The organism is Tolypothrix sp. VBCCA 56010, assembly GCF_050875635.1.
GTDB lineage: Bacteria > Cyanobacteriota > Cyanobacteriia > Cyanobacteriales > Nostocaceae > Hassallia.
In genome coordinates this window covers 19574-39609 of record NZ_JBPAOH010000041.1, presented here as the reverse complement: position 1 = coordinate 39609, position 20036 = coordinate 19574, and the positions used below count along the sequence as shown (strand labels likewise).

The 20036-nt window shown below is 39.4% G+C and carries 13 protein-coding genes; 9 read left to right on the top strand and 4 right to left on the bottom strand.

Annotation, left to right across the window (positions count from 1 at the left end; all coding sequences use genetic code 11):
* Positions 1-89 precede the first annotated feature (89 nt).
* From AABK37_RS16145 to AABK37_RS16135, 3 genes are all read right to left on the bottom strand, one after another.
* The gene (locus AABK37_RS16145) at positions 90-665 is read right to left on the bottom strand and encodes a hypothetical protein (RefSeq protein ID WP_432552578.1); all 576 of its coding nucleotides are present in this window, start codon (positions 663-665) and stop codon (positions 90-92) included.
* Positions 666-819: 154 nt separating this feature from the next.
* Positions 820-2463 (bottom strand): hypothetical protein, encoded by a 1644-nt coding sequence (locus AABK37_RS16140; RefSeq protein WP_432552577.1) that lies wholly within the window; start codon positions 2461-2463, stop codon positions 820-822.
* A gap of 1 nt (position 2464) precedes the next feature.
* The gene (locus tag AABK37_RS16135; protein ID WP_432552576.1) at positions 2465-4621 is read right to left on the bottom strand and encodes a CHAT domain-containing protein; all 2157 of its coding nucleotides are present in this window, start codon (positions 4619-4621) and stop codon (positions 2465-2467) included.
* Between the two features lie 45 nt (positions 4622-4666).
* Here AABK37_RS16135 and AABK37_RS16130 point away from each other — a divergent pair, with 45 nt between their 5' ends.
* Positions 4667-8887 (top strand): NB-ARC domain-containing protein, encoded by a 4221-nt coding sequence (locus tag AABK37_RS16130; protein ID WP_432552575.1) that lies wholly within the window; start codon positions 4667-4669, stop codon positions 8885-8887.
* A 184-nt stretch (positions 8888-9071) separates the two neighbouring features.
* Here AABK37_RS16130 and AABK37_RS16125 read toward each other — a convergent pair whose 3' ends face one another.
* Positions 9072-9821 (bottom strand): sucrose-phosphate phosphatase, encoded by a 750-nt coding sequence (locus AABK37_RS16125; protein WP_432552574.1) that lies wholly within the window; start codon positions 9819-9821, stop codon positions 9072-9074.
* Between the two features lie 314 nt (positions 9822-10135).
* Between AABK37_RS16125 and AABK37_RS16120 the strand changes: the two genes are divergently transcribed.
* The 8 genes from AABK37_RS16120 to AABK37_RS16085 all read left to right on the top strand — a co-directional run bounded on the left by AABK37_RS16120 (position 10136) and on the right by AABK37_RS16085 (position 19462).
* Entirely contained in the window at positions 10136-11566 is a 1431-nt protein-coding gene (locus tag AABK37_RS16120; RefSeq protein ID WP_432552573.1) for an NB-ARC domain-containing protein, read from the top strand.
* Positions 11567-11626: 60 nt separating this feature from the next.
* A complete protein-coding gene (locus tag AABK37_RS16115) occupies positions 11627-12055 on the top strand; it encodes a hypothetical protein (RefSeq protein WP_432552572.1) in 429 nt (142 codons plus the stop codon).
* A gap of 260 nt (positions 12056-12315) precedes the next feature.
* On the top strand, positions 12316-13617 hold the full coding sequence (locus tag AABK37_RS16110) for a tetratricopeptide repeat protein (protein ID WP_432552571.1): 1302 nt from the start codon (positions 12316-12318) through the stop codon (positions 13615-13617).
* 279 nt (positions 13618-13896) lie between these two features.
* Positions 13897-14970, top strand: coding sequence for a trypsin-like peptidase domain-containing protein (locus AABK37_RS16105; protein WP_432552570.1), 1074 nt, complete (start codon positions 13897-13899; stop codon positions 14968-14970).
* 7 nt (positions 14971-14977) lie between these two features.
* Complete coding sequence (locus AABK37_RS16100) at positions 14978-16303, top strand: WD40 repeat domain-containing protein (RefSeq protein WP_432552569.1); 1326 nt, start codon at positions 14978-14980, stop codon at positions 16301-16303.
* 102 nt (positions 16304-16405) lie between these two features.
* The gene (locus AABK37_RS16095; protein ID WP_432552568.1) at positions 16406-17497 is read left to right on the top strand and encodes an XRE family transcriptional regulator; all 1092 of its coding nucleotides are present in this window, start codon (positions 16406-16408) and stop codon (positions 17495-17497) included.
* A complete protein-coding gene (locus AABK37_RS16090) occupies positions 17485-18399 on the top strand; it encodes an AAA family ATPase (protein ID WP_432552567.1) in 915 nt (304 codons plus the stop codon). Before AABK37_RS16095 ends, AABK37_RS16090 begins: the two co-directional genes overlap by 13 nt.
* A complete protein-coding gene (locus AABK37_RS16085) occupies positions 18389-19462 on the top strand; it encodes a VWA domain-containing protein (RefSeq protein ID WP_432552566.1) in 1074 nt (357 codons plus the stop codon). Before AABK37_RS16090 ends, AABK37_RS16085 begins: the two co-directional genes overlap by 11 nt.
* The last annotated feature ends 574 nt before the right edge of the window (positions 19463-20036 follow it).

The window sequence follows — 20036 nt, the reverse complement described above, 5'->3', positions numbered from 1 at the left end:
ACTATCTGATTTACGCATACTTTGTCAGCCGACAAATTACAATCTTCGTCAGTATTATCAGCAACAGTTACAAAAAGAGATTTCACTTTTCACTTCACTGGATGATAAAGCTTGTCTTTCGAGTTAAAACGCCACCCCACGGGACTTGGGTCTTTACGACGACACCAAATTTCAAACTCACTTTCACTCTGATTTTCTCGCTCTCTTGTTAGGGTTGCCTCATCAACTCCCAATCTTTTGGCTAAATTTTCACTCTTATAAGGCTGAAGTTCTAGCTGGGGAGGATGATAATTAAAAGCTTGCCTTCTGTAGCCTCCACCTGTATGCGATCGTTGCTGACTAAGGGTTGCGATCGCTCCTTCAATTTTTGCCAACCGCAACGCGAATTCTTCTAGTTTCTGCTCTAACGAGCTTAGTCTGTTCTCTACACCACTGTCTACACGCCCATCTGTACTATTGGCGAGGTGATTTAATTGTTTTTCGAGTTGGTGTAGACGAGTTTCTACACCCAATTCTGTACCCGGAACCGAACCCAGGACGTGATGCAGTCCCTCGATGACCAAATCGGTGGCGGTGGTGTTGCGATCGCGTGCTACTTTCCTCAGTGCTGCTGTTAAGGCTTTAGGGAGTTTGAAGTTAATTGATTCGCGTTCAACTTTTGCCATTTCTACACCCGCCTATGTACCAACGTGTAGATAGTTTACCAAAATGGGGGGAGCTCGGAAAAGCCTCTTTCCCCCTGCAAGATGTGCCCCCTGCGGTCTAAATGATAAGTCTTTAACCGGACACGATATCAGATCCATTACGAGTGCGAAAAAGTTACTCTTTTTTTGCCTCTGTCTCAGCCAAATTACTTAAACTGCGACTTGCCACGTCTGCACTCAGTCCCCAAACTAGCAACCCTAAATAATCAGAAAAAGGGTCAGCACCAAAAGTTGCCCCTTTCTGTATGTAAAGAGAACGTAACCCCACTCCTGATAAACCAATTAACAACACCAGAGAAAATAAAGGTCGCGCAAACCAATAAGTTGCTTGAGTGCGAAACTCACTTCCAGAAATAAATGTAAGCACTTTCTGCGACCACAGAACCCATTTATCTACAGGTTTTTTTACCCCAGATTCAACCACATTACCAACAGCAACAACAGCTTTCCTGAAATTAATTACCACTTCTGACAAGTTAATATCAGGCATTTTACCTGGTCCCATCATTGTTGGAGATTGTAATTTAACTACATCTTGCTGCACTTCTTCCACCAAGATTTTTGCTTGTTCATCTTGTCGGAAGTCAATTTGCGAACGCACGGTTTTAATTTTTTGCAAAATACCATTATTTCCCTGAACTTGGAGATAGTTTCTGAGTGGTTCCAACTTTTGCTCGATAGTGCGTAGCTGCTGTAAACACTCCCAACGAGCAGTAACTTTCTCTAATTCTACTGTTGCTTTTTCCAACTTCATCCGCTGCACCAATTGCTTAACTTCTTCCACCATTGGCAAGATAATCTTTTGGTCTGCTGGAGCAGTTTGAGCAACTTGCTTTTCTAGTTCCTTAACTTTAGCTAGTGCTGACGATTGGGGAATACCTTTTTCTTGCATATATTTAATTAATCTTCCCAAAATAATCCCGAAAAATAACACCAACAGTGGCATTATGGGTGCAATTCGCATAGTTAAATTTACTGGAATGATTAAACGTTCTTTAGCATCTTCTAAATTTAAATAGACTGCTCCTGTATAGCGGTCTGAGGGGATTTTATTTGTATCCCAAGTTAATGGCAATTTGACAATTTGGTTGGGTTTGAAAATTTGGTGAATATTAGCTACTTTAATTTGGTTAGAATTTAATTGATAGCTAGTTTGCTCTCCTTTTAACAACACTTCAGCACTATTCACTTTCACAGGTGCATCTTGTGTGTTATCAAAAGCTAAATCCCAACTTTGCAAAAAGGCACTTTTAGGAAACAATAAATGTGCCAAACTACAATCCAACCACCAACTACATTGGGTTAATTGTAACTGCACCTGTTCATTTCCCCGCAACGGTGTCATTTTTGGTCTAGCTTTTACCAACAAAGTGATATCAATAGCTTGCGGTTTTTGACCAGGAAGTAATACTTGAATTTGTCCTTTATATGTCCCTGGTGACTGGGGGTTGCTGACTTTAACCTGAAAATCTTTAGGTACGCCTGGTGGCAATTTAGTTTCGCCAATAAATGATATCTGCTGGCGACCAATTATTTCATCGCCTTCTTGACGCTTCAAGTCGGAAGCGAGAAATATGAATTGTTCCACCGCCGCTGGAGCGGAGAGGCGTATACTTCCTATAAGAGTATTTTCTTCATTCAACCAACCCTTAATTTGCAAAGGATTATCTTTAGCATCCACCGTAATATTAGTTTCAGCTAACGCAGATGTGGGGCAAATTAGTAATAAGCATACAACAACAAAAATCCAGCGTTTCATATTATGTTTGGGATACAGGATGTGCTAAAGCAATTTCATGGGCAGCATACAAAGAATAGACTAAGCCAAGGGGATTGTAATGCTGTTCCAGGAGTTTTCGGCGTACTGCAAGCATTGCTAGTCCCATTGGTTCGCCTGTAAACAGACGCTTAAATACCTCAGTAGCGAAGTATTCAGCAAAGTTTTCTGATACTGGACATTCGGTACCAACGACTCCACTAGCTCCCGCATTCAAAAAATCATCAATTAAACTGACGTAGCTTTCCGGGCCGTAGTCCCCTGTTGCACAGCCATTTAGAAATACTAGGGGATGATGTTTCCAAGTTGATTCATAACACTCAAGGAAATTACTGTAAATTCGCTCATCGCTGATTTCTATATACGGTCGTTTGGGCATTTCCTCTAAACCACCGTGGCAGTAAAAGTATACTAAATCTAATAGATTACCATGTTCCTCCCAAATATTTTCTAGTTCTAACATTTCCTCTGCACGTAGTATATTTAGTGAGCCAGCAGCTTTTAGTTTGGGTAAATGCTCTCGCCAAAGTTGAAAATCCCGATATACATTGAAACTCAACTGCAACGGCTGATTATTTTGAATTTGTCGGACTAATGCGATGGGAGCAGGATGTTTGCTAGTTGACCAGCATGGTAGTTGTTCGATAGAATAACGATAGCCCCAGAAAGCATGGGGACAAATAACTTTCTGGTCATTTTTATTGGGACAATTTGTACAATCTAAGTCATGCTCGGTAAAGCGATCGCACACCCGATTCTGTTTACTAGGTTTAACTTTACGCTCGTACAACAGCGCCCACGGAATTGTTACTTTTCCTAACACTGGGTTGACTTGAATCACTGTATTTGGTAGAGTTGCAGCTTGTAATTTTTCCTCTTGGTCATCTGTCAGTAAGTTACTGGAATGATGGGGTAGGAGTTGGCGATAAAGGTCATGTCCCACATCCGCTAATTTAGGAAGCCAAGCGTTTAGTAGCTCCATGCTTCCCTCAACTTGTCCCCAATATCCGTCATGTAAAGTTAAGTAAAGTTGTTGACGAATTGCGGCGATCGCACTCCCCAAGGCGGCAGGTTGCAAGGTAGTATCGTAAAATGCTAGTTCTTTGTTACTGTAGGTGCGGTCAAGAAAGCGAAAGCCAATACTGCCATCCCTTGGGTCAAGTTCCACATCTACGGTTAACACTCGTTCAGGAAGTAGTGCTAGCTGCTCAGTAGTGAGTAAGTCAGTGGTGGTGAAGGTAATACGAGCAGTTTGAGGTGGACGTAGAGAATCAGGAATTTCCGCATTGGCTATGGGTATAATTAAGACTGTCAGTTGTTTGGACTGAAGTAGATAGCCACGGTAGAACAACTCCACCTGCATGTAGCCCCGACCTTCAAATAAGTTAGGTTTAACAGTGAACTGTACAATATCTGATGCACCACTGCGGGGTAAGATTAGTTTTTTGGTGCTTGTATCGATAATGAAATCCTTAGAAGCAACCACTACATCTAGAGACAGGGTTTCTTGGTTATTCCATACTTGAGTTAAGGTTTTATCTGGGAAGAGAGTTGTATCTATTCCTTGCGGTTCAGGGCTAATATTTATACATAGGAAATAAGTCTGTCCGTGAATTAGAGGTTCGGTTGGTGGGATTGTTATTTTGTTGTTTGTGTCAGTGAAGTAAGTATTAAAGTAACGATAGTTTTCTACATATTCAGAGATTTGTTCTAAAAAAACGAGTTGCTTTGTGGTTTGGTCTTGGTTTTCCGTAAGTAGGATGGTACTAGTAATGTTAATTACCTGCTTTGAGCGATCGTAATTCTCACCTCTGGTTTGACCATCGAAGGTTACTATTTCTTTTGTTTCTCCAAAAACTTCTTTTTTTAACTCAGCTAAATTAGGCAGAAAATCTCTAGGTATTTGACCATCTAATGCGTCTAATTTGGCTATTTTGGTTTGAAAAAGCTGGTTTAAGGTATAATTAGCTTCAATAAGTGCTGTTATCTCTTCTTGGATAAAGTCCCAGTAATCAGGGTCTATATCAAGCTGCTGTCCAATATCTTGCAAAATTGCTTGTTCGTCTTGGCTCAACGGAATTTGTAGCTCTTTAAGAGCTAGTAAAAGAGCTATGAGAGTTTTGTCAATGGAAAAATTCATTGAGCAAGGTGTCTGATTATAATATATCAATGTAGCTTATTTACTATGAGACGAGATGTACTTGTAGTTGGTATCAATCAATATCCTTTTTTAAAGGATACACCGACAAGTCCAGCAAAACACCTGACAACTCCTGCTGCTGATGCAGAAGCGATCGCGCAATTGCTGGAGGAATATGGTGATTTTGGCGTCAAGCGTCTACCAGAGAGTGTAATTGATGGGAAATTACAGGTAGACCCGAATAAAATTGTTAAGGCAGAAGAGTTAGAAGAAGCGATTGTAAAACTCTTTCTCCCAGATAGCGATAATGTTCCAGCAACTGCGTTATTATTTTTTGCTGGACATGGACTGCGGAAGCCTTTGGGACTAAAACAAGGTTTTTTGGCAACTAGCGATGCTAATCCCAGCAAAGGACAATGGGGTATGTCACTGGGAGAATTACAGAATATTTTGCAGAAAAGTTCAGTAAAGCAACAAGTTATTTGGCTGGATTGCTGTTTTAGCGGAGAATTGCTTAATTTTAAGGAAAGTGAAATTGGGCAACAAAGTTCCGGACGCGATCGTAGTCTGATAGCCGCATCGCACGGTGATGAAGTTGCATTTAAGCAATTAGATGGACAACATGGCATACTTACAGGGGCAATTTTGAAAGCACTTGACCCTGATAAATTACAAGGTGGTGAGTGGTTATCTAGCGACAAACTAAATGTAGTAGTACGTGAAGAGCTAAAAAAATATTCTCAACTCACGAAAGTTCCTCAATCTCCTTTAATTAGTAATCACGGCGAAATCATTAATCTAATTCAAGGCAAACAAAATTTCACAAAAATTAAGTCGAATCGAAACGATAATAAGAATGTAACTAATTCTTTATTAAATCTAGATACCATAGAAGAATTAGCAGAAATGCCTCCTAATGTATCTAATTTTTTTGGTCGGGCAGCAGAATTAGACGAATTAGAACAGTTTGTCCTTACCGATAAATGTCGCTTAGTCAGCTTAGTTGGCATGACGGGAATTGGGAAAACGACTTTAGCAATTAAGTTCAAAGAAAAAATTAAGAATAATTTCAAGTATATTATCTGGAAAAACTTGCGTCTTACTTCTTCTTTTCACGTTTTAATAGATGATTTAGTTAAATTTTTTTCTATTCACTCTCAAGCTCAACATAGTTCAGAAAATATCAACAATAGAATTAAGTATTTAATTAACTACTTTCAACAAAATAAATGCTTACTTGTACTGGATGATGTTACGGAAATTATTCATGATAATGATGGACACAAAGTTTACAGAAAAGGCTGGGAAGAGTTTGGGAAATTTATCGAACAAATTATACAAAACTCACATCAAAGTTGTTTATTATTAACAAGTCATAAGCACCTGCTAGAACTAAATAATCACAAAATTGACAATCGTTACTATCGAACTGTTTTAGTGAATGGCTTAAAAGTTGAAGATGTAAAAGATGCATTTTCTCCAGATATATATTGTGACGCTACAGAATTTGAAGAAAATTATTGGACAGGTTTAGTTGATTACTATGGAGGTAATCCTGTAGCTCTCAATATTGTATATAGAATAATTTTGGATAGATATAATGGGGAAATTTCAAGATTTTTTGAAAGCTATATTGAATACAGAGAAAGGCATAGTATTAAACAAATCCACGTTTATAAAGATGATGAGTATGATATTATACTTCAAGATTTACCAGAGGGAATTCATAATCTTTTAGGTTATCAATTCGATGAATTAGATGAGTCGAAAAAGCAAATATTGTATCTACTCGCTATTGAAAATGAGCCAATTAATCATAAAGATATTAGAGACTCTTATAATCTAGAATATCTAACATTGATTAATAAAGAATCTTCAGGCTTTAACCTAGTACCAATGGTAAGGGATTATGTTATTAATCGATTGATTAACACAATTATTGATGAAATAGTCAAGCAAAAGCCACAATTATTTAACCAATGCTCTTTACTTCAGGCTCATGCAAAAGACTATATTAAAGATGTACAAAAGTATCGTATACTTGAGCCGATTAAAAAGGGTTTACTGAAGAAATTTGGTGGAAATAAACCAGTCAAAGAACGCCTAAAAACGATTTTATCGGAGTGGCGTGAGCAAGAGCCAGTAGAGGGGTATCTGGGAGGTAATATCCTGAATTTACTTTTGTTGCTGGGAACTGATTTAACTGGTGAAAATTTCTCTAATATTCCTGTTTGGAATGCTGATTTGCAAAATGCAGAGTTGCATGATGTCGATTTCACAAATTCACAATTTTATAAATCGACTTTTTCAGAAACTTTGAGTTGCATTCATTCAATTACTTTCAGCTGCGATGGAAAGTATTTTGCAGCAGGAGATGCTAGTGGTAATATTCGATTGTGGGAAATTGACAGCTACAAGCTGAGATTATTTAGCGATGTAGAGAGTCACAATCATCAAGTTTGGTCAGTAGCTTTCAGCCCAGATGGATCAATATTAGCTAGTGCAGGAGAAGATAAAACTATCAGATTATGGGATGTCAAATCACAAAAAAAACTCAATGAACTAAACGACGATCAATGCATTTACTCTATTAAGTTCAATTTAGATGGAAATATTTTGGTTAGTGCGGGAGATAAATATATAGTTTTATGGGATGTAGATAAAGGTGTAGAAGTTCAGAAAATCGACCTTGAACAACAAGAAGTATACTCTATTGCCTTTAGTAATCGTCATACTTTAGTCAGTGGTAGTCAAGATGGATATGTGTGCTTGTGGGACATTAGCGATATTAACCGTCCTCAGCTTTTAAAGAATTGGAAAGAGCATGAAAAGGCAGTACGTTGTGTTGCATTTTGTCCCAACGGTGCAATCATTGCTAGTGGTAGTGAAGATGGAACAATCCGATTATGGAAGACGAATATTAATGAATCTTTTAAAACTTTAAAATCTGATCAGATAAAGCAAGTATGGACAATTGCTTTTAGTTTAAATGGTAAAACCCTTGCTAGTGGCAGTAGCGACAAAAATCCTAGTGGAATTGATGAGCATCATAACATTAGGTTGTGGAATATTGATAATGGTGAATGTTTAAAAATACTAGGGACATATAAGAATGGGCACAAGAATCAGTTACGTTCTGTAGCTTTCTGTCCTAACCCTGAAAATTTGCTAATTAGTGGTGCTGACGATCATGCTATTAAGGTGTGGGATATTAACACTGGTAAATGCCAAAAAACTATACAAGGATATACGAATAGGATTTGGTCAGTCGCATTTAGTCCTAATGCCAAAATGCTTGTAAGTGGGAGTGAAGATAATAAAATCCGGCTTTGGAATATTCAAGAAGGAATATGTAATAAAGAACCCGTAATAACACTTTCAAAGCATACAGATTGGGTTTGGTCAGTAGTTTTCAACCCAGATGGTAATATGCTTGCTAGTGCCAGCGAAGATAATACAATACGTCTATGGCGATTACAAAATAGTCAGTGGCGAGAATATGCTAATTTGAGGGAACAACACACCGATAGAGTGCGGATATTAGCTTTTAGCCCTGATGGTAAAAAATTAGCTAGTGGTGGTAACGACCGTAAGATAATTTTATGGGATATCGAAAATCGTGAAGTTATCAACGATTTAGATGAATCTCGTAATGGACATACTAATCGTGTATTATCACTTGCTTTTAGTCCTCATGAGCCTTTAATAGCAAGTAGCAGTCGTGACAAAACAATACGATTGTGGAATTATGAAACTAATGCAGTTCATGTCTTAAAAGGGCATCATAACCAGGTTCACTCCATTGCTTTTAGCCCAAATGGTAATTACCTTATTAGCGGAGGATTTGATCACAAACTGAAATTATGGGATATCAAAAGCAAAAAATTAATTGATAATTTTGACGATCATGAAGATCGTACAGATAGAATCCTGACTGTTGCTTTTCATCCCGATGGTCTGCTTTTTGCAAGTAGCGGACATGATAAAACTATTAGTTTGTGGAGTCTTGATACTAAAAAGCCTCTTCTTTGCTTAGAAGGGCATGAAGCGGCTGTGGAATCTTTGATGTTCAGCCCAAGAGGTGGAATTTTAGTTAGTAGTAGTCAAGACCAAACTATCAAAACATGGAATATATTTACAGGGAAATGTATCGATACTATAGAACCTAATAGTAAACCTTATCAAAGTATGAAAATTAACGGTGTTGAGGGTTTAACCAATGCTCAACAGGCTACACTCATCGCTTTAGGAGCGATAATTAATTGAGGAAATACAATCAAGAGGTTTCTCATACCAATTTGCATTCATAACCGTAATTTATAAATTCCTATTTCCAACTCCCGAATTCCAAATCCAGATTTTGAGAGTTACGTTTTAGAACGCGGATTGGTATCAATAGTCTGGAGAAACCTCTTGTCTAAAAAGTGGGATATTTACTTGCCAAATGTTTTTACAGAAACTTAAAGTATTGTAAGCCTTCTAAAATACCAGCAGCATAAGAAGATCGAGCGCGATAACGGTAATCAGTTGAATTAGCCTTGTACCATTCAAGTAATTCTGGACGAGCATTTCCAACAATAATTCCTCGTTCTTCTCCAGCACTAAATAAAGCTATATCATTTCCAGAATCACCACATACAACTGTTGTATAGGAATCAACTTCCCACTTCTGTTGTAAAAATTTCACTGCTAACCCTTTATCAGCATAAAGGGGTAGAACATCAAGGTCTTTGCCACCGCTATAGATTAAATTAAACTTCAAACTATTGTTTTCCAGTTCAGACTTTAACTGGGGTAATATTTCTACAGCATCCTGTTCACTAATAAGATAGCTCGCCTTGAACGGACCCTGTTCTGACTGCTGTTGAGGAACTAGTTCTGGGAATTTTCCTGCAATTTCTGCGATGAAGTTGCGGTTCCAGCCAAAAGATAGCTTTTCTGACCATTCTGAATCAAGTTTGTATGTTTTGGAATCTAAGTAGATTTCAGTCCCTACCGAAGTAATAAGTGCATTAGGTTCGAGAAGCGATTGTTCTGCTGTTAACTCCTTATATAGTGTAAGCGATCGCCCTGTTGCATAAACAATCCTAGTTCCATATTTTTTCCGATGGCTGTCTAATTCTTTGTTCAATTGCTCTAAAGCTTTCTTATCCCCCACAAGCGTGTAATCTAAATCAGTTACGAACAGAAATGGTTTCATAAACTACAGTTTATTGCTTGTGTAATTAACTAAATAATTTTTGATATACCTTATACAAGTATAAGTACAAAACTTGATTCAGTCATTGTATCTGAATTCGTGAATTTGCACAATCGAATACTCTACGAAAGTTAAGTACTAATAGCACTTAATGGCTATGATATTTCCACTAAAATAGAACAATACTGTTACATATAACACAGCAACTTTGGTGGCAAACAAGATCGCACTCACTAACTTTCAGAAAAACAATAATGCCGTCTTGTAGTTATAATATATATCTAAGTAAAAACACTTAACCTGACACTGCCCACATGAGCCGAGATGCTTTAGTCGTAGGAATCAACAAGTACCCTTTCCTCAAAGATTCGACAGGTAACTATAAGCATCTCACCACCCCTGCAACTGACGCAGAAGCGATCGCCCAACTTTTAGAAACCCACAACAACTTCCGAGTAACACGCTTACCTGCTAGCGATATTAATGGAAAATTGCAGGTTGACCCAGATAAACCTCTCAAGATAGAAGAATTAGAAAAAGCTATCCTCAATTTATTTCTCCCAGAAAGTGGGAAACCTCCTGAAACAGCACTGTTATTTTTTACAGGACATGGACTGCGAAAGCAATTAAGACAAAGTTTGACGCAAGGTTATTTAGCAACCAGTGATGCTAGTCCCAGCAAAAACCATTGGGGTTATTCGCTGCGAGATTTATGGGATATCTTACAGCAAAGTTCTGTACAACAGCAGGTTATTTGGCTGGATTGCTGTTTTAGTGGAGAATTGCTCAATTTCAAAGATACCGAACTGGGAAGACATAGTTCGGGATGCGATCGCTTTTTGATTGCAGCATCCCGTGATTATGAAGTTGCCTATCAGCAGTTAGATGGTAAGCATGGGGTACTAACGGGGGCGCTTTTGTCAGGACTTAACCCCCATGTAATTCCAGAGTTTGAGTGGATCACAAACCGAACGTTGATAGCTTCAGTTGAGCAGAAGCTACAAGCATACTACGACATGACGAAAGTTCCTCAATCTCCATTGATTAGCAACCACGGTCAGACTATTAAACTAATTCAAGGAAAGGCTAAACCGCGCTTAATTAATTTACCTTCCTCCACACCAACAGACACAACACCTGTTAATGACCTTCAACGGCATGGTAGTAGGCATTTGTTAGATAATCAAACATGGCAAAGTGAGAAACACTACGGTAAATTTATCGGTCGCAATGATGAACTGATAAGTATGCTTAAGTGCTTAGAGGAAGACCCCACCCAAATTCTCAGCATTGTTGGAATGGGTGGTATGGGTAAAACAGCTTTTTGTCACAAATTAGTTGAAAGTGCTTACGAAAAAATAAATTTCCAAAGGGTTGCATGGGTTCGCGCTCGTATATGTGAATATAAAACTGACGCATTTGGCAAACGAGAATCTATCATTGATTCACAATTAACCGTAGAGGATGCGCTTAAGAAAATAGGAGAAGAACTAAGAATTCCTAATTGGGTAAATTTAGGCAAAGACCTAGATAAACTCCAACAACAAATTAATAAATATCTAATATTAAATCGTTGCTTAGTTGTTATAGATGGGCTAGAAGATACAGAAAGTCCTGGAAAAATAGCAGACAAACTACGCCCTATTTTAGGGAAAAGCAGTGTAATCTTAACAACTCGTGAAAATGTGGGCGGAAAGCTTGCAAAAGTTAAGATGGAAAAAATGAATCGGAATATTTCTAAATAATTTATTTTACAAATAGCTAAATAAAAATATCCAACTCCAAGTCAAAACCCTTTACAAGAAGTGCCAGATTCCCAAATAGAAAAAGTTTTAGATGTGACTGCGGGGATGCCTCTGGCAATGAAACTATTTGTTAGTCAAGTAGAGTTCGTGGATTTTGATGACGTTATAGAAAGATTACGGTCAGTGTCTACAGAACGTAATTTATATGATTATCTTTTTGAAACTAGTTGGCAAAAAATAATGGAACAAGATGATGCAGCTTCTATCTCTTTACTACTTCATTTAGCAGTCATGCCTGACCCTATTTCTATTAAAGAACTGTACGGGTTAGATGACTTGACTGAAAAAGAAGTGCATGGTGGTATTGAGAGATTAGACAAACTATCACTTATTGAATTAAGCACACCAGAAGTAGGTAGAAAAAAAGTCTCATTACACTCCTTTACATCTCGCTATGTGAACGAAACATTACAGTCAAGGTATGAATAATGTGATAGGAAAAACAACTAAAGTAAATGATGAGTACATATCTCGTATACTCTTAAAACGTCAACAAGAAGGGTGTGGGGTTGCATGGTTAGGGTGTAAGGGAGAAGACGGCGCACTTCGGGGCGTATGATTAAGAGACCAACGCAATCGTCTTAAAAGACGGGGCGTATGTTTCCCACTGGTTGTTGGGGCTATCTCTTTCCCTACACCCCACACCCCACACCCTACACCCCGCCCCAACGGGGCTTGGTCATGAGAATATGTCAAATCAACTCATTTCTCAAGTTGAGGCATATAGTAGTAAGTTATATATACATCAAGGAGAAGACAGTAAGAAAATAGTTTTAGATATTAATGAGTTGTTTAGCCACATGATTAATAAAGTTAAGGTTGTTAATAGGAGAAAATATTGCCAGGTACTACTACATTACTGTGATTTAACTCAAGACTGGAGATATTGGGGATTATGGGCAGAAGAAGAAATCCGTATTGGAGCAGGCTTTGATAGTCCTTGGTTATTCTATGGTTTTGGACGTTACTTAGAAGAGATTGGTCAACTACGCGAATCTTTGAAATATCATACAGATGGTATTGAGTATAGTATTAGTGTGGGTGATGAAACTCATTTAGCATTAAATCATATCGGTGCTGGCACTACTTTGCAACGTTTGGAGAAACATCAAAAAGCAGAATGGCATTTACAAAAAGCTGTAGAAATATTGTCTCGATTAGGTAACGTATATCGGCAAGCGGATGCGCTATTAAATTTAGGTAGTTTATATGACCGCATGGGTAAGATGAACTTATCTATCTCAAAATATCAAGAATCAATGTCACTTATATATCAAATAGATCATGTTTTTGATAGAGGACGCTTTTTATATAGTTTAGGTATGGCTTACGTGAAAGCTAGCAAACTAGAGGAGGCAGAAAAAACATTTAATGAATCCAAAGAAACTTCTATTATAAATAATAATTTACACTACTTAGCCTTAACTTATTTTGGGATAAGCTGGTTAGAATATTGTAAAAATAATATTTTGCAATCCAGAGAAAATATAGAAGAAGCGATTACAAAATTTAAGAAAGCGACAGAATCGGGACTCAGTGTTGTCAATACATCATTTGCAGAACGTCAAGGTCTAATATTTAACTTAGCAGGAGCTGCTTATAGCAAAAACCCCGATCCTAACTATGAGGCTGCATTACAGTACTTGCAATATGCAGAAGCAGCATATTGTAATTTTGATTATCCTGATAAATCAGTTGCTGAAGTGTTAGCGAATAAAGCGCGTACTTTTAAAAATTCTGGAAATATTTCGCAAGCTATAAAAGCTTTTATAGCTTTACTTGCTGAAGGTAAACGCCTTAAAAGTCCTTTAATGATTGGAGACGCTGCTGTGCATCTCGTACATATATATTACCAAAAAAAATCAGGAGTTAGAGATTGGTTTTCGCTGCTGAATCAACTTGGATTTATTGGAAGTATTTGTTTTTTAATTAGATGCAATGCCCAAATTATTTCCTTGTTAAGGAAGTATAAATATTTATACAAAAAATAAATTAAATAAAGCGGAGCTAAATAATAATTATAAAAATATATTCTGTGGTAAACATACGTCTAGAAGTGTTTGTGTCGAGAGCATGAGACAACAATAGTTACTGGTTAGCTGTAGGGGAGGTGACAATCTACGATGTGGAAGATCAGTAAGTGTGATTTCTGCCCAAGCTATGCTGCGATTTACTGAAGACACCCAGAGTAACTTGGAACAATAAACACTAAACTAAAAGTCAATATTCACAGTAATTAATAAGTATTATTGATACTTGCTATAAGAGTAGTGACATTGACCGTTCAGTTATCACAACCTGACTTCCAACGCCTCACCCGCATTGTTCAAAATTTACCAGACTTTGCTAATGTGCGCGATCGCCGAGATTTTCTTACAGGAGCTTTTGGAGGAGATCCGAAAGCAGAGATAATACTAGCACGGGTAGATTGGGAAGGTAGTCCCATGAGTTTCTCTGTAAGGATAGTAAGCTTTTTGTCGCAGTTTGGACAGGTTGCTTACGGTAAAGAAGCTTTGGCAGTTTTCCTTAACTATATTCAGAACTATATCGGCGATGGTGATGATAAAGATTTTATTCTGGGCTTATTTCAAATATATCCTCTCCTAGATGTTGCCAGTACTCGCGATCGCTCTATTGATTCTTGGCGCGGAACTGATAGTATAGTTGACATACAAGAAAAAATTATCGGGGAAAATACCCTACGCCACATTTACATTTTAAACTTAGCTCTAGAAGCTTCAAAAGCTGTGGTGCGTATTGCTACTCCCAAAGGTGCGGGTACGGGGTTTATGATTGCACCCGATTTACTAATGACGAACAATCACGTTATCAACAGCCAGGAAGTAGCAGAAAAAAGTAATTTTAGCTTCAACTATCAACTGGATATTAACGGTAAAGAATGCCCAACACAGACTATTGGGGCTTTGCCGGATAGTGCTTTTTACACTAATGAAGAATTGGATTATACAGTAGTAACCCTCAAAGAAGTACCCGACTTCGGCAAACCCTTAATCTTCAAAAGTAAATCAATGCGGCGAGATGAGCGCGTAGCAATTATTCAGCATCCTGGTGGGCATTTAAAGAAAATCTCCATACAAAATAACTTTGTCGCTTACGCCGATAATCAGGTATTACAGTATACTACTAGTACAGAACCAGGTTCATCGGGGTCGCCTGTTTTCGATGATGATTTTCAGGTAGTTGGTATTCACCATAGCGGTGGGATGTTAGTAGAACCAAGTACGCAACGGAGGTATTTACGTAATGCAGGAACGAGTGCGATCGCTCTATTAAATGACCTGAAAAGCAACGCACCAGAAATTTCTACTCGTTTGACGAAATAGTTAGCCGATGGCGATAAGTAGCAACATCATCCAAAAATTATTGCGTCTGCTTAGACCACTTATGCAAAGCGAAAGCCAGCGTAAAGGATATTTAATGCGATCGCTAGGCATGAGTACACCTGTATTAAATCGCTTGGTCTTCAATCAGCCTGTGGATGATTTCATCACAGATATGTTGAGGGAATTGGTAGCCTTAAGTGAAACGACTGCTGGTAAACCTGCACTTTGTGCTTTGTTGGAAGCGATTCGTGAGGACGTGGGAGAAGACGTAAAGGTAAGCATAGATGAACTACTGCAAGAAATTAAAAAAGAATTAACAGAACAGAAAAACCAAGTTGATGGTTGCTACATCAGCATAAAAACTCTAAACGGACACTTAGACTCCGTTTTATCCGTTGCCGTTAGCCCAAATGGGAATACTATTGCTAGTGGCAGTCGCGATGTCTACGACGGGCTACGCCTACGCACAATAAAATTATGGAACTTGACGACTGGAGAACTGCTAACTACTTTAACAGAACACTCCAGCCCAGTTCTTGCTGTTGACTTTAGTCCAGATGGGCAAACTTTGGCAAGTGCCAGCAACATGGAGTTTCAGGATGGTACTATCAAGTTGTGGGATGTAAGTACTGGTAAACTTAGACAAACTTTAGGCAGTTCGTTGGTTTCTTTACGAACTAGTTGTGTTGCCTTTAGCCCGGATGGGCAAACCCTCGCTACTGGACATTCTGACGCTGCTATTAGACTTTGGCATCACAGTAGCGGAAAAAAGCTACACACCTTAAGGGGGCATGGATGGGATGTCAATTCTGTTACCTTTAGCCGTAATGGGCGGTTTTTAGTAAGCGGTGGTCTTGATGGTGCAATAATGATTTGGAATTGGCGCAATGGGGAGAGAATACGTACCTTAAATCGTCCTTCCGACTTTTTTGGTTCTCTGGTATCTTGGTTCGACAGTTCGGTAGGATCAATTCGTTCAGTTGCTGTTAGTCCTGATGGACAAACCATTGGTAGTGGAGGTAGTAATGTTGGCGATAAAGGTGTTTTCAATTCACCAATAAAGTTGTGGAATACAAATTATAGCTATGAAATGCGTATTTTTACTGGACACACGGATTCTGTAAATGCGATCGCATTTAGTCCAGACGGAAAAATTATCGCCAGTGGAGGCGAAGATAATACAATCCGAATTTGGAATTATCAAACGGGAGAACTGATACAGACTCTTGAACCTCAAAGTTTGGTAAATTCTCTTGTTTTCAGTCCTCATGCCAAAATTTTAGTTAGTGGTACTGATGATTCCAAAATTAGGATTTGGGGTATACCTTGTTAATTACGCTTATATCTGTTTGATTTCAAAGATGATAAAAGTAATAGAGGTAAGATAACCAAAACTTCCCAGGCATATACACCCCTTTCCAGTGCTAGTGAACTGATGGCAATAGGTAGCGATTTAATAAACAAGTTATTGCCTCTGCTTAGACCTCTGATGGAGAATAAGGACGAGCGTCGAGGACATTTAACAAGGGCGTTGGTTGGTGCGTCTGTGTTAAACCGTCTGGATTGGAGTTTAACTACTGATTCGTTTATCGTGGATATGTTCGTCAAACTGGTGGAATTTGGTGAAGTTACTCCAGGGAAACCAGCAATTTGTGCGTTACTAAAGGTAATTCGTGAAGATGTGGGCATTGATGTCCAAGCCACTATCGATGCACTGATTGTAGAATTTCTACCGCCAGCAGCAACCCAAACTATTTCTACACCACCACATTTACTGTTTGATTTACTGCTGCAAATAGACTTTAAACAGCAGGTGCGGTTAGTGGAAGATGTATTGGAACAACATCGAACAGCTGCATTCCTGGTTCACGGGGAACCTGACTGTGGACAAGAATTACTGGTTACTCGTTTATTCCGGATCAAATCAGCATGGAAGAATAACTCTCCAATTAAAAACGATGTTACTAATAATGCGGCTTACCGCAGTACTGAACGCTTGTGGAAACAACTAGCTCGTTCCTTTCTACTGCCAATAGATACTAAACCAGAATACATTATCGATAAAATTTGCGATCGCTGGCAGACTCAAGATGTCATTCTCATCTTTGAAAAAGTTGACTGTATGCTGCCAAACGTTCTCTGTGGTTGGCTTCAGGAGTTTTGGGAACCGCTAGTAGATAGGGGAAAGCTCAATCCACCACTGAAAAATACGCATTTGTTGATGTTCCTAGTTGATAATTATGGCAGTGTTTGTAAATCACAAATCATGCTAGCAAAGCAATTTGATGAACCGGAGTATCCCCGAATTCCCCTGTGCTTGCCACCTGTTAGCCCTTTTGCAACCGATGTCTTAAAGGATTGGCTAAGGGATATGAAAGTATTTCGTGATTTGCAGATACCTGCTGATTTAACTTATCAGCGTTTATGGGAAAAGTCCGATAACGGCATTCCTCAATTTGTCTATGAAGAAATTTGCACGCACTTTGATTTGAGTTGGGAAGGAGATTTGGCGAAATGGTTGATTTAGCAAGTGTACTCACCGCCAATGGCAAGCAATATTATGCTGGCAAGCCAATTTCACCCCAAGAGTGTCAAAAGTATGGGCTTTCTCCTTACTTGCCATCACCCGAACTCATTAAAGCTGTTAATCTCGCTATTTTTCTGGAAAAACGTCCCCTATTGCTCAAAGGTGAACCGGGATGTGGTAAAACCACTTTAGCGCAAGGGGTAGCTTACGAGTTGGGCTTACCCTACAAAACTTGGTATATTAAGTCTACGACCAGAGCCAGGGATGGACTTTACACCTACGACGCTGTTGGTCGTTTGCACGATGCTCAACTTGCTCGCATGGGGGAAGCTAGCAATTCCAAAGTCGAGAATTTAGACAATTACATCAAACTGGGGCCTTTGGGACGTGCGTTTAAAAATGAACAACGCACTATAGTGCTGATTGATGAAATTGATAAAGCTGATATTGACTTCCCCAATGATTTGTTGCGAGAGTTAGATGAGCAGAGGTTTACGATTGAAGAAAAGGGAGAAGAAGTAAAAGCAAATTACCCCCCCATTGTCATCGTTACCAGCAACGATGAAAAGGATTTACCTGATGCTTTCCTGCGGCGTTGTCTGTTTTATTATATTCAGTTTCCTTATTCACAGTTAGCTAATATTGTCAAGTCACACTATTTGGAATCTTCCTCTGATTTGGTGGAAGCTGCGGTGAAGCGTTTTAGCGAATTACGGCAGAAGATGGAGAAGGGTAAAGCAGGTAAAAAAGTTAGTACCAGTGAATTGTTAGATTGGTTTGCAGTGTTGCGGCAATTTCCTGAAGATGAGGTGTTAAAGCAGTTGGAGGGAGAAATACCTTTTCCAGAAGTTCTGTTCAAGAAATGGGAAGACCATCTGCGGTATTTGAAATATGAAGCTTGAAGAACTACCCCTGCTGGATATTTTTAACAGCCTGCGATCGCGGCATGGTTTGCCATTGGGGGTTGAAGAATATCTGGTGGTTGTACGTAGTTTAGAAGCAGGTTTTGGAATTAGCGATCATCAAGAATTAGAGCAGCTATGCTGTATATTATGGGCAAAATCTGAGGAGGAAAATCGCCTGATTCGACGTTTGTTTAGGGAGATGTGGTGGCCAAAGTCAGAGCAAGAAGACAAAAGTACAAAACCTAATACTTATAATTCACCTGTAGATGAGCAGTCATTACTTGACGACCAATCGTCTGATTTAGAGACACCTGGTATCATCCCAGAACCAGTGCAAGCTGTGCGGAGCAGTCGCGGGGATAGGGAGATGAAACGCCCTCGCTATATGCTTTTAACAGAATATTTTCCCGTTACCAAGCGACAAATGAAGCAATGCTGGCGTTATTTGCGTCGTCCGGAGCGCCAAGGAGTACCCACTGAGTTAGATATTGAGGCGACTGTGGCAAAAATTGGGCGTGAGGGTATTTTACTACAACCCGTGATGATGCCGCCCCGCACCAATCGTACTGATCTAGTGCTACTAATCGACCAAGAAGGCTCGATGGTGCCGTTTCACGATTTATCGCGGCAGTTGGTGGAAACGGCACAACGGGGAGGACGACTGAGAACAACCAATGTATTTTATTTTCATGACTACCCGGATGAATACTTGTATCGTCATCCGGCAATGCTTGATGCCAAGGCTGTTTCTGAAGTATTGGAGGAAATTGGCGAACGAGCGGCGGTATTAATTGTAAGCGATGCTGGAGCCGCACGGGGGAATTTTGACTCTGAACGGGTTGATAGTACTAAGGAGTGGATTGAGCAGTTACAACAGTCGGTGCGTTATTTTGCTTGGTTGAATCCGATGCCGAGTGAATACTGGCGACAAACTACTGCTGGAGAAATTGCCCGTTTTGTGTCGATGTTTGAGATGAGTCCCCAGGGGATGAATGCGGCAATTAGTGTGTTGCGGGGTCGATATATTGCTGGAGAGGTGATGTACTCATGGCTGAAGTGACGGCTGATATTAACCAAACCCGTGCGATAAGAATTGCTCAAAGACGGGTTGAAGGATTTGCCCAGCAGTTTGGGGAAGCACACCGCAACTTGGCTCGTCACGCGGCGTTTCATTTGGTACTTACACCTGATTTACTTTACCAGATTTGGGCAAATTTTGTCCCCGAAGCCCCTTGGACTACGGTTGCTCATGTGTTGCTGTCGCGGTTGTGTCGGCAAGTGGGTTATGAGATGTATGAAATGGATATTGCTGACCGTAATTTGTTGTTGCGGGAATTGAAGGAGCAGTTTGGACAGGAAAGATTTGATGAATTAGGGGAGTTTTTGCTCGATTATGTGGCGCAGCGATTGACTGATGATGACGCAGATACGCAAGATTTGCGGGAGGCTCAGGAGTGGACGGCGTTGGCGTATACTAAACCGGATGAGGTAGCGCGGGAGTTGGCGCAGAGGTTGAGTCAGAGAGTGCAGCAGGAGGATATGGGAGAGGTGTTGCGGCTAGCTTCTTTGGTTGAGACTTTAGCGGAGCCTCTGGTGGAAGCAGGTTTTGAGCCATTAATGATTTATAGTGGAGG

Coding starts and splice junctions, on each gene's coding strand:
- AABK37_RS16090 (WP_432552567.1), top strand. CDS start 17,485: ATGGTTGATTTAGCAAGTGTACTCACCGCCAATGGCAAGCAATATTAT.
- AABK37_RS16135 (WP_432552576.1), bottom strand. CDS start 4,621: ATGAATTTTTCCATTGACAAAACTCTCATAGCTCTTTTACTAGCTCTT.
- AABK37_RS16120 (WP_432552573.1), top strand. CDS start 10,136: ATGAGCCGAGATGCTTTAGTCGTAGGAATCAACAAGTACCCTTTCCTC.
- AABK37_RS16110 (WP_432552571.1), top strand. CDS start 12,316: ATGTCAAATCAACTCATTTCTCAAGTTGAGGCATATAGTAGTAAGTTA.
- AABK37_RS16130 (WP_432552575.1), top strand. CDS start 4,667: ATGAGACGAGATGTACTTGTAGTTGGTATCAATCAATATCCTTTTTTA.
- AABK37_RS16140 (WP_432552577.1), bottom strand. CDS start 2,463: ATGAAACGCTGGATTTTTGTTGTTGTATGCTTATTACTAATTTGCCCC.
- AABK37_RS16100 (WP_432552569.1), top strand. CDS start 14,978: ATGGCGATAAGTAGCAACATCATCCAAAAATTATTGCGTCTGCTTAGA.
- AABK37_RS16085 (WP_432552566.1), top strand. CDS start 18,389: ATGAAGCTTGAAGAACTACCCCTGCTGGATATTTTTAACAGCCTGCGA.
- AABK37_RS16125 (WP_432552574.1), bottom strand. CDS start 9,821: ATGAAACCATTTCTGTTCGTAACTGATTTAGATTACACGCTTGTGGGG.
- AABK37_RS16145 (WP_432552578.1), bottom strand. CDS start 665: ATGGCAAAAGTTGAACGCGAATCAATTAACTTCAAACTCCCTAAAGCC.
- AABK37_RS16095 (WP_432552568.1), top strand. CDS start 16,406: ATGGCAATAGGTAGCGATTTAATAAACAAGTTATTGCCTCTGCTTAGA.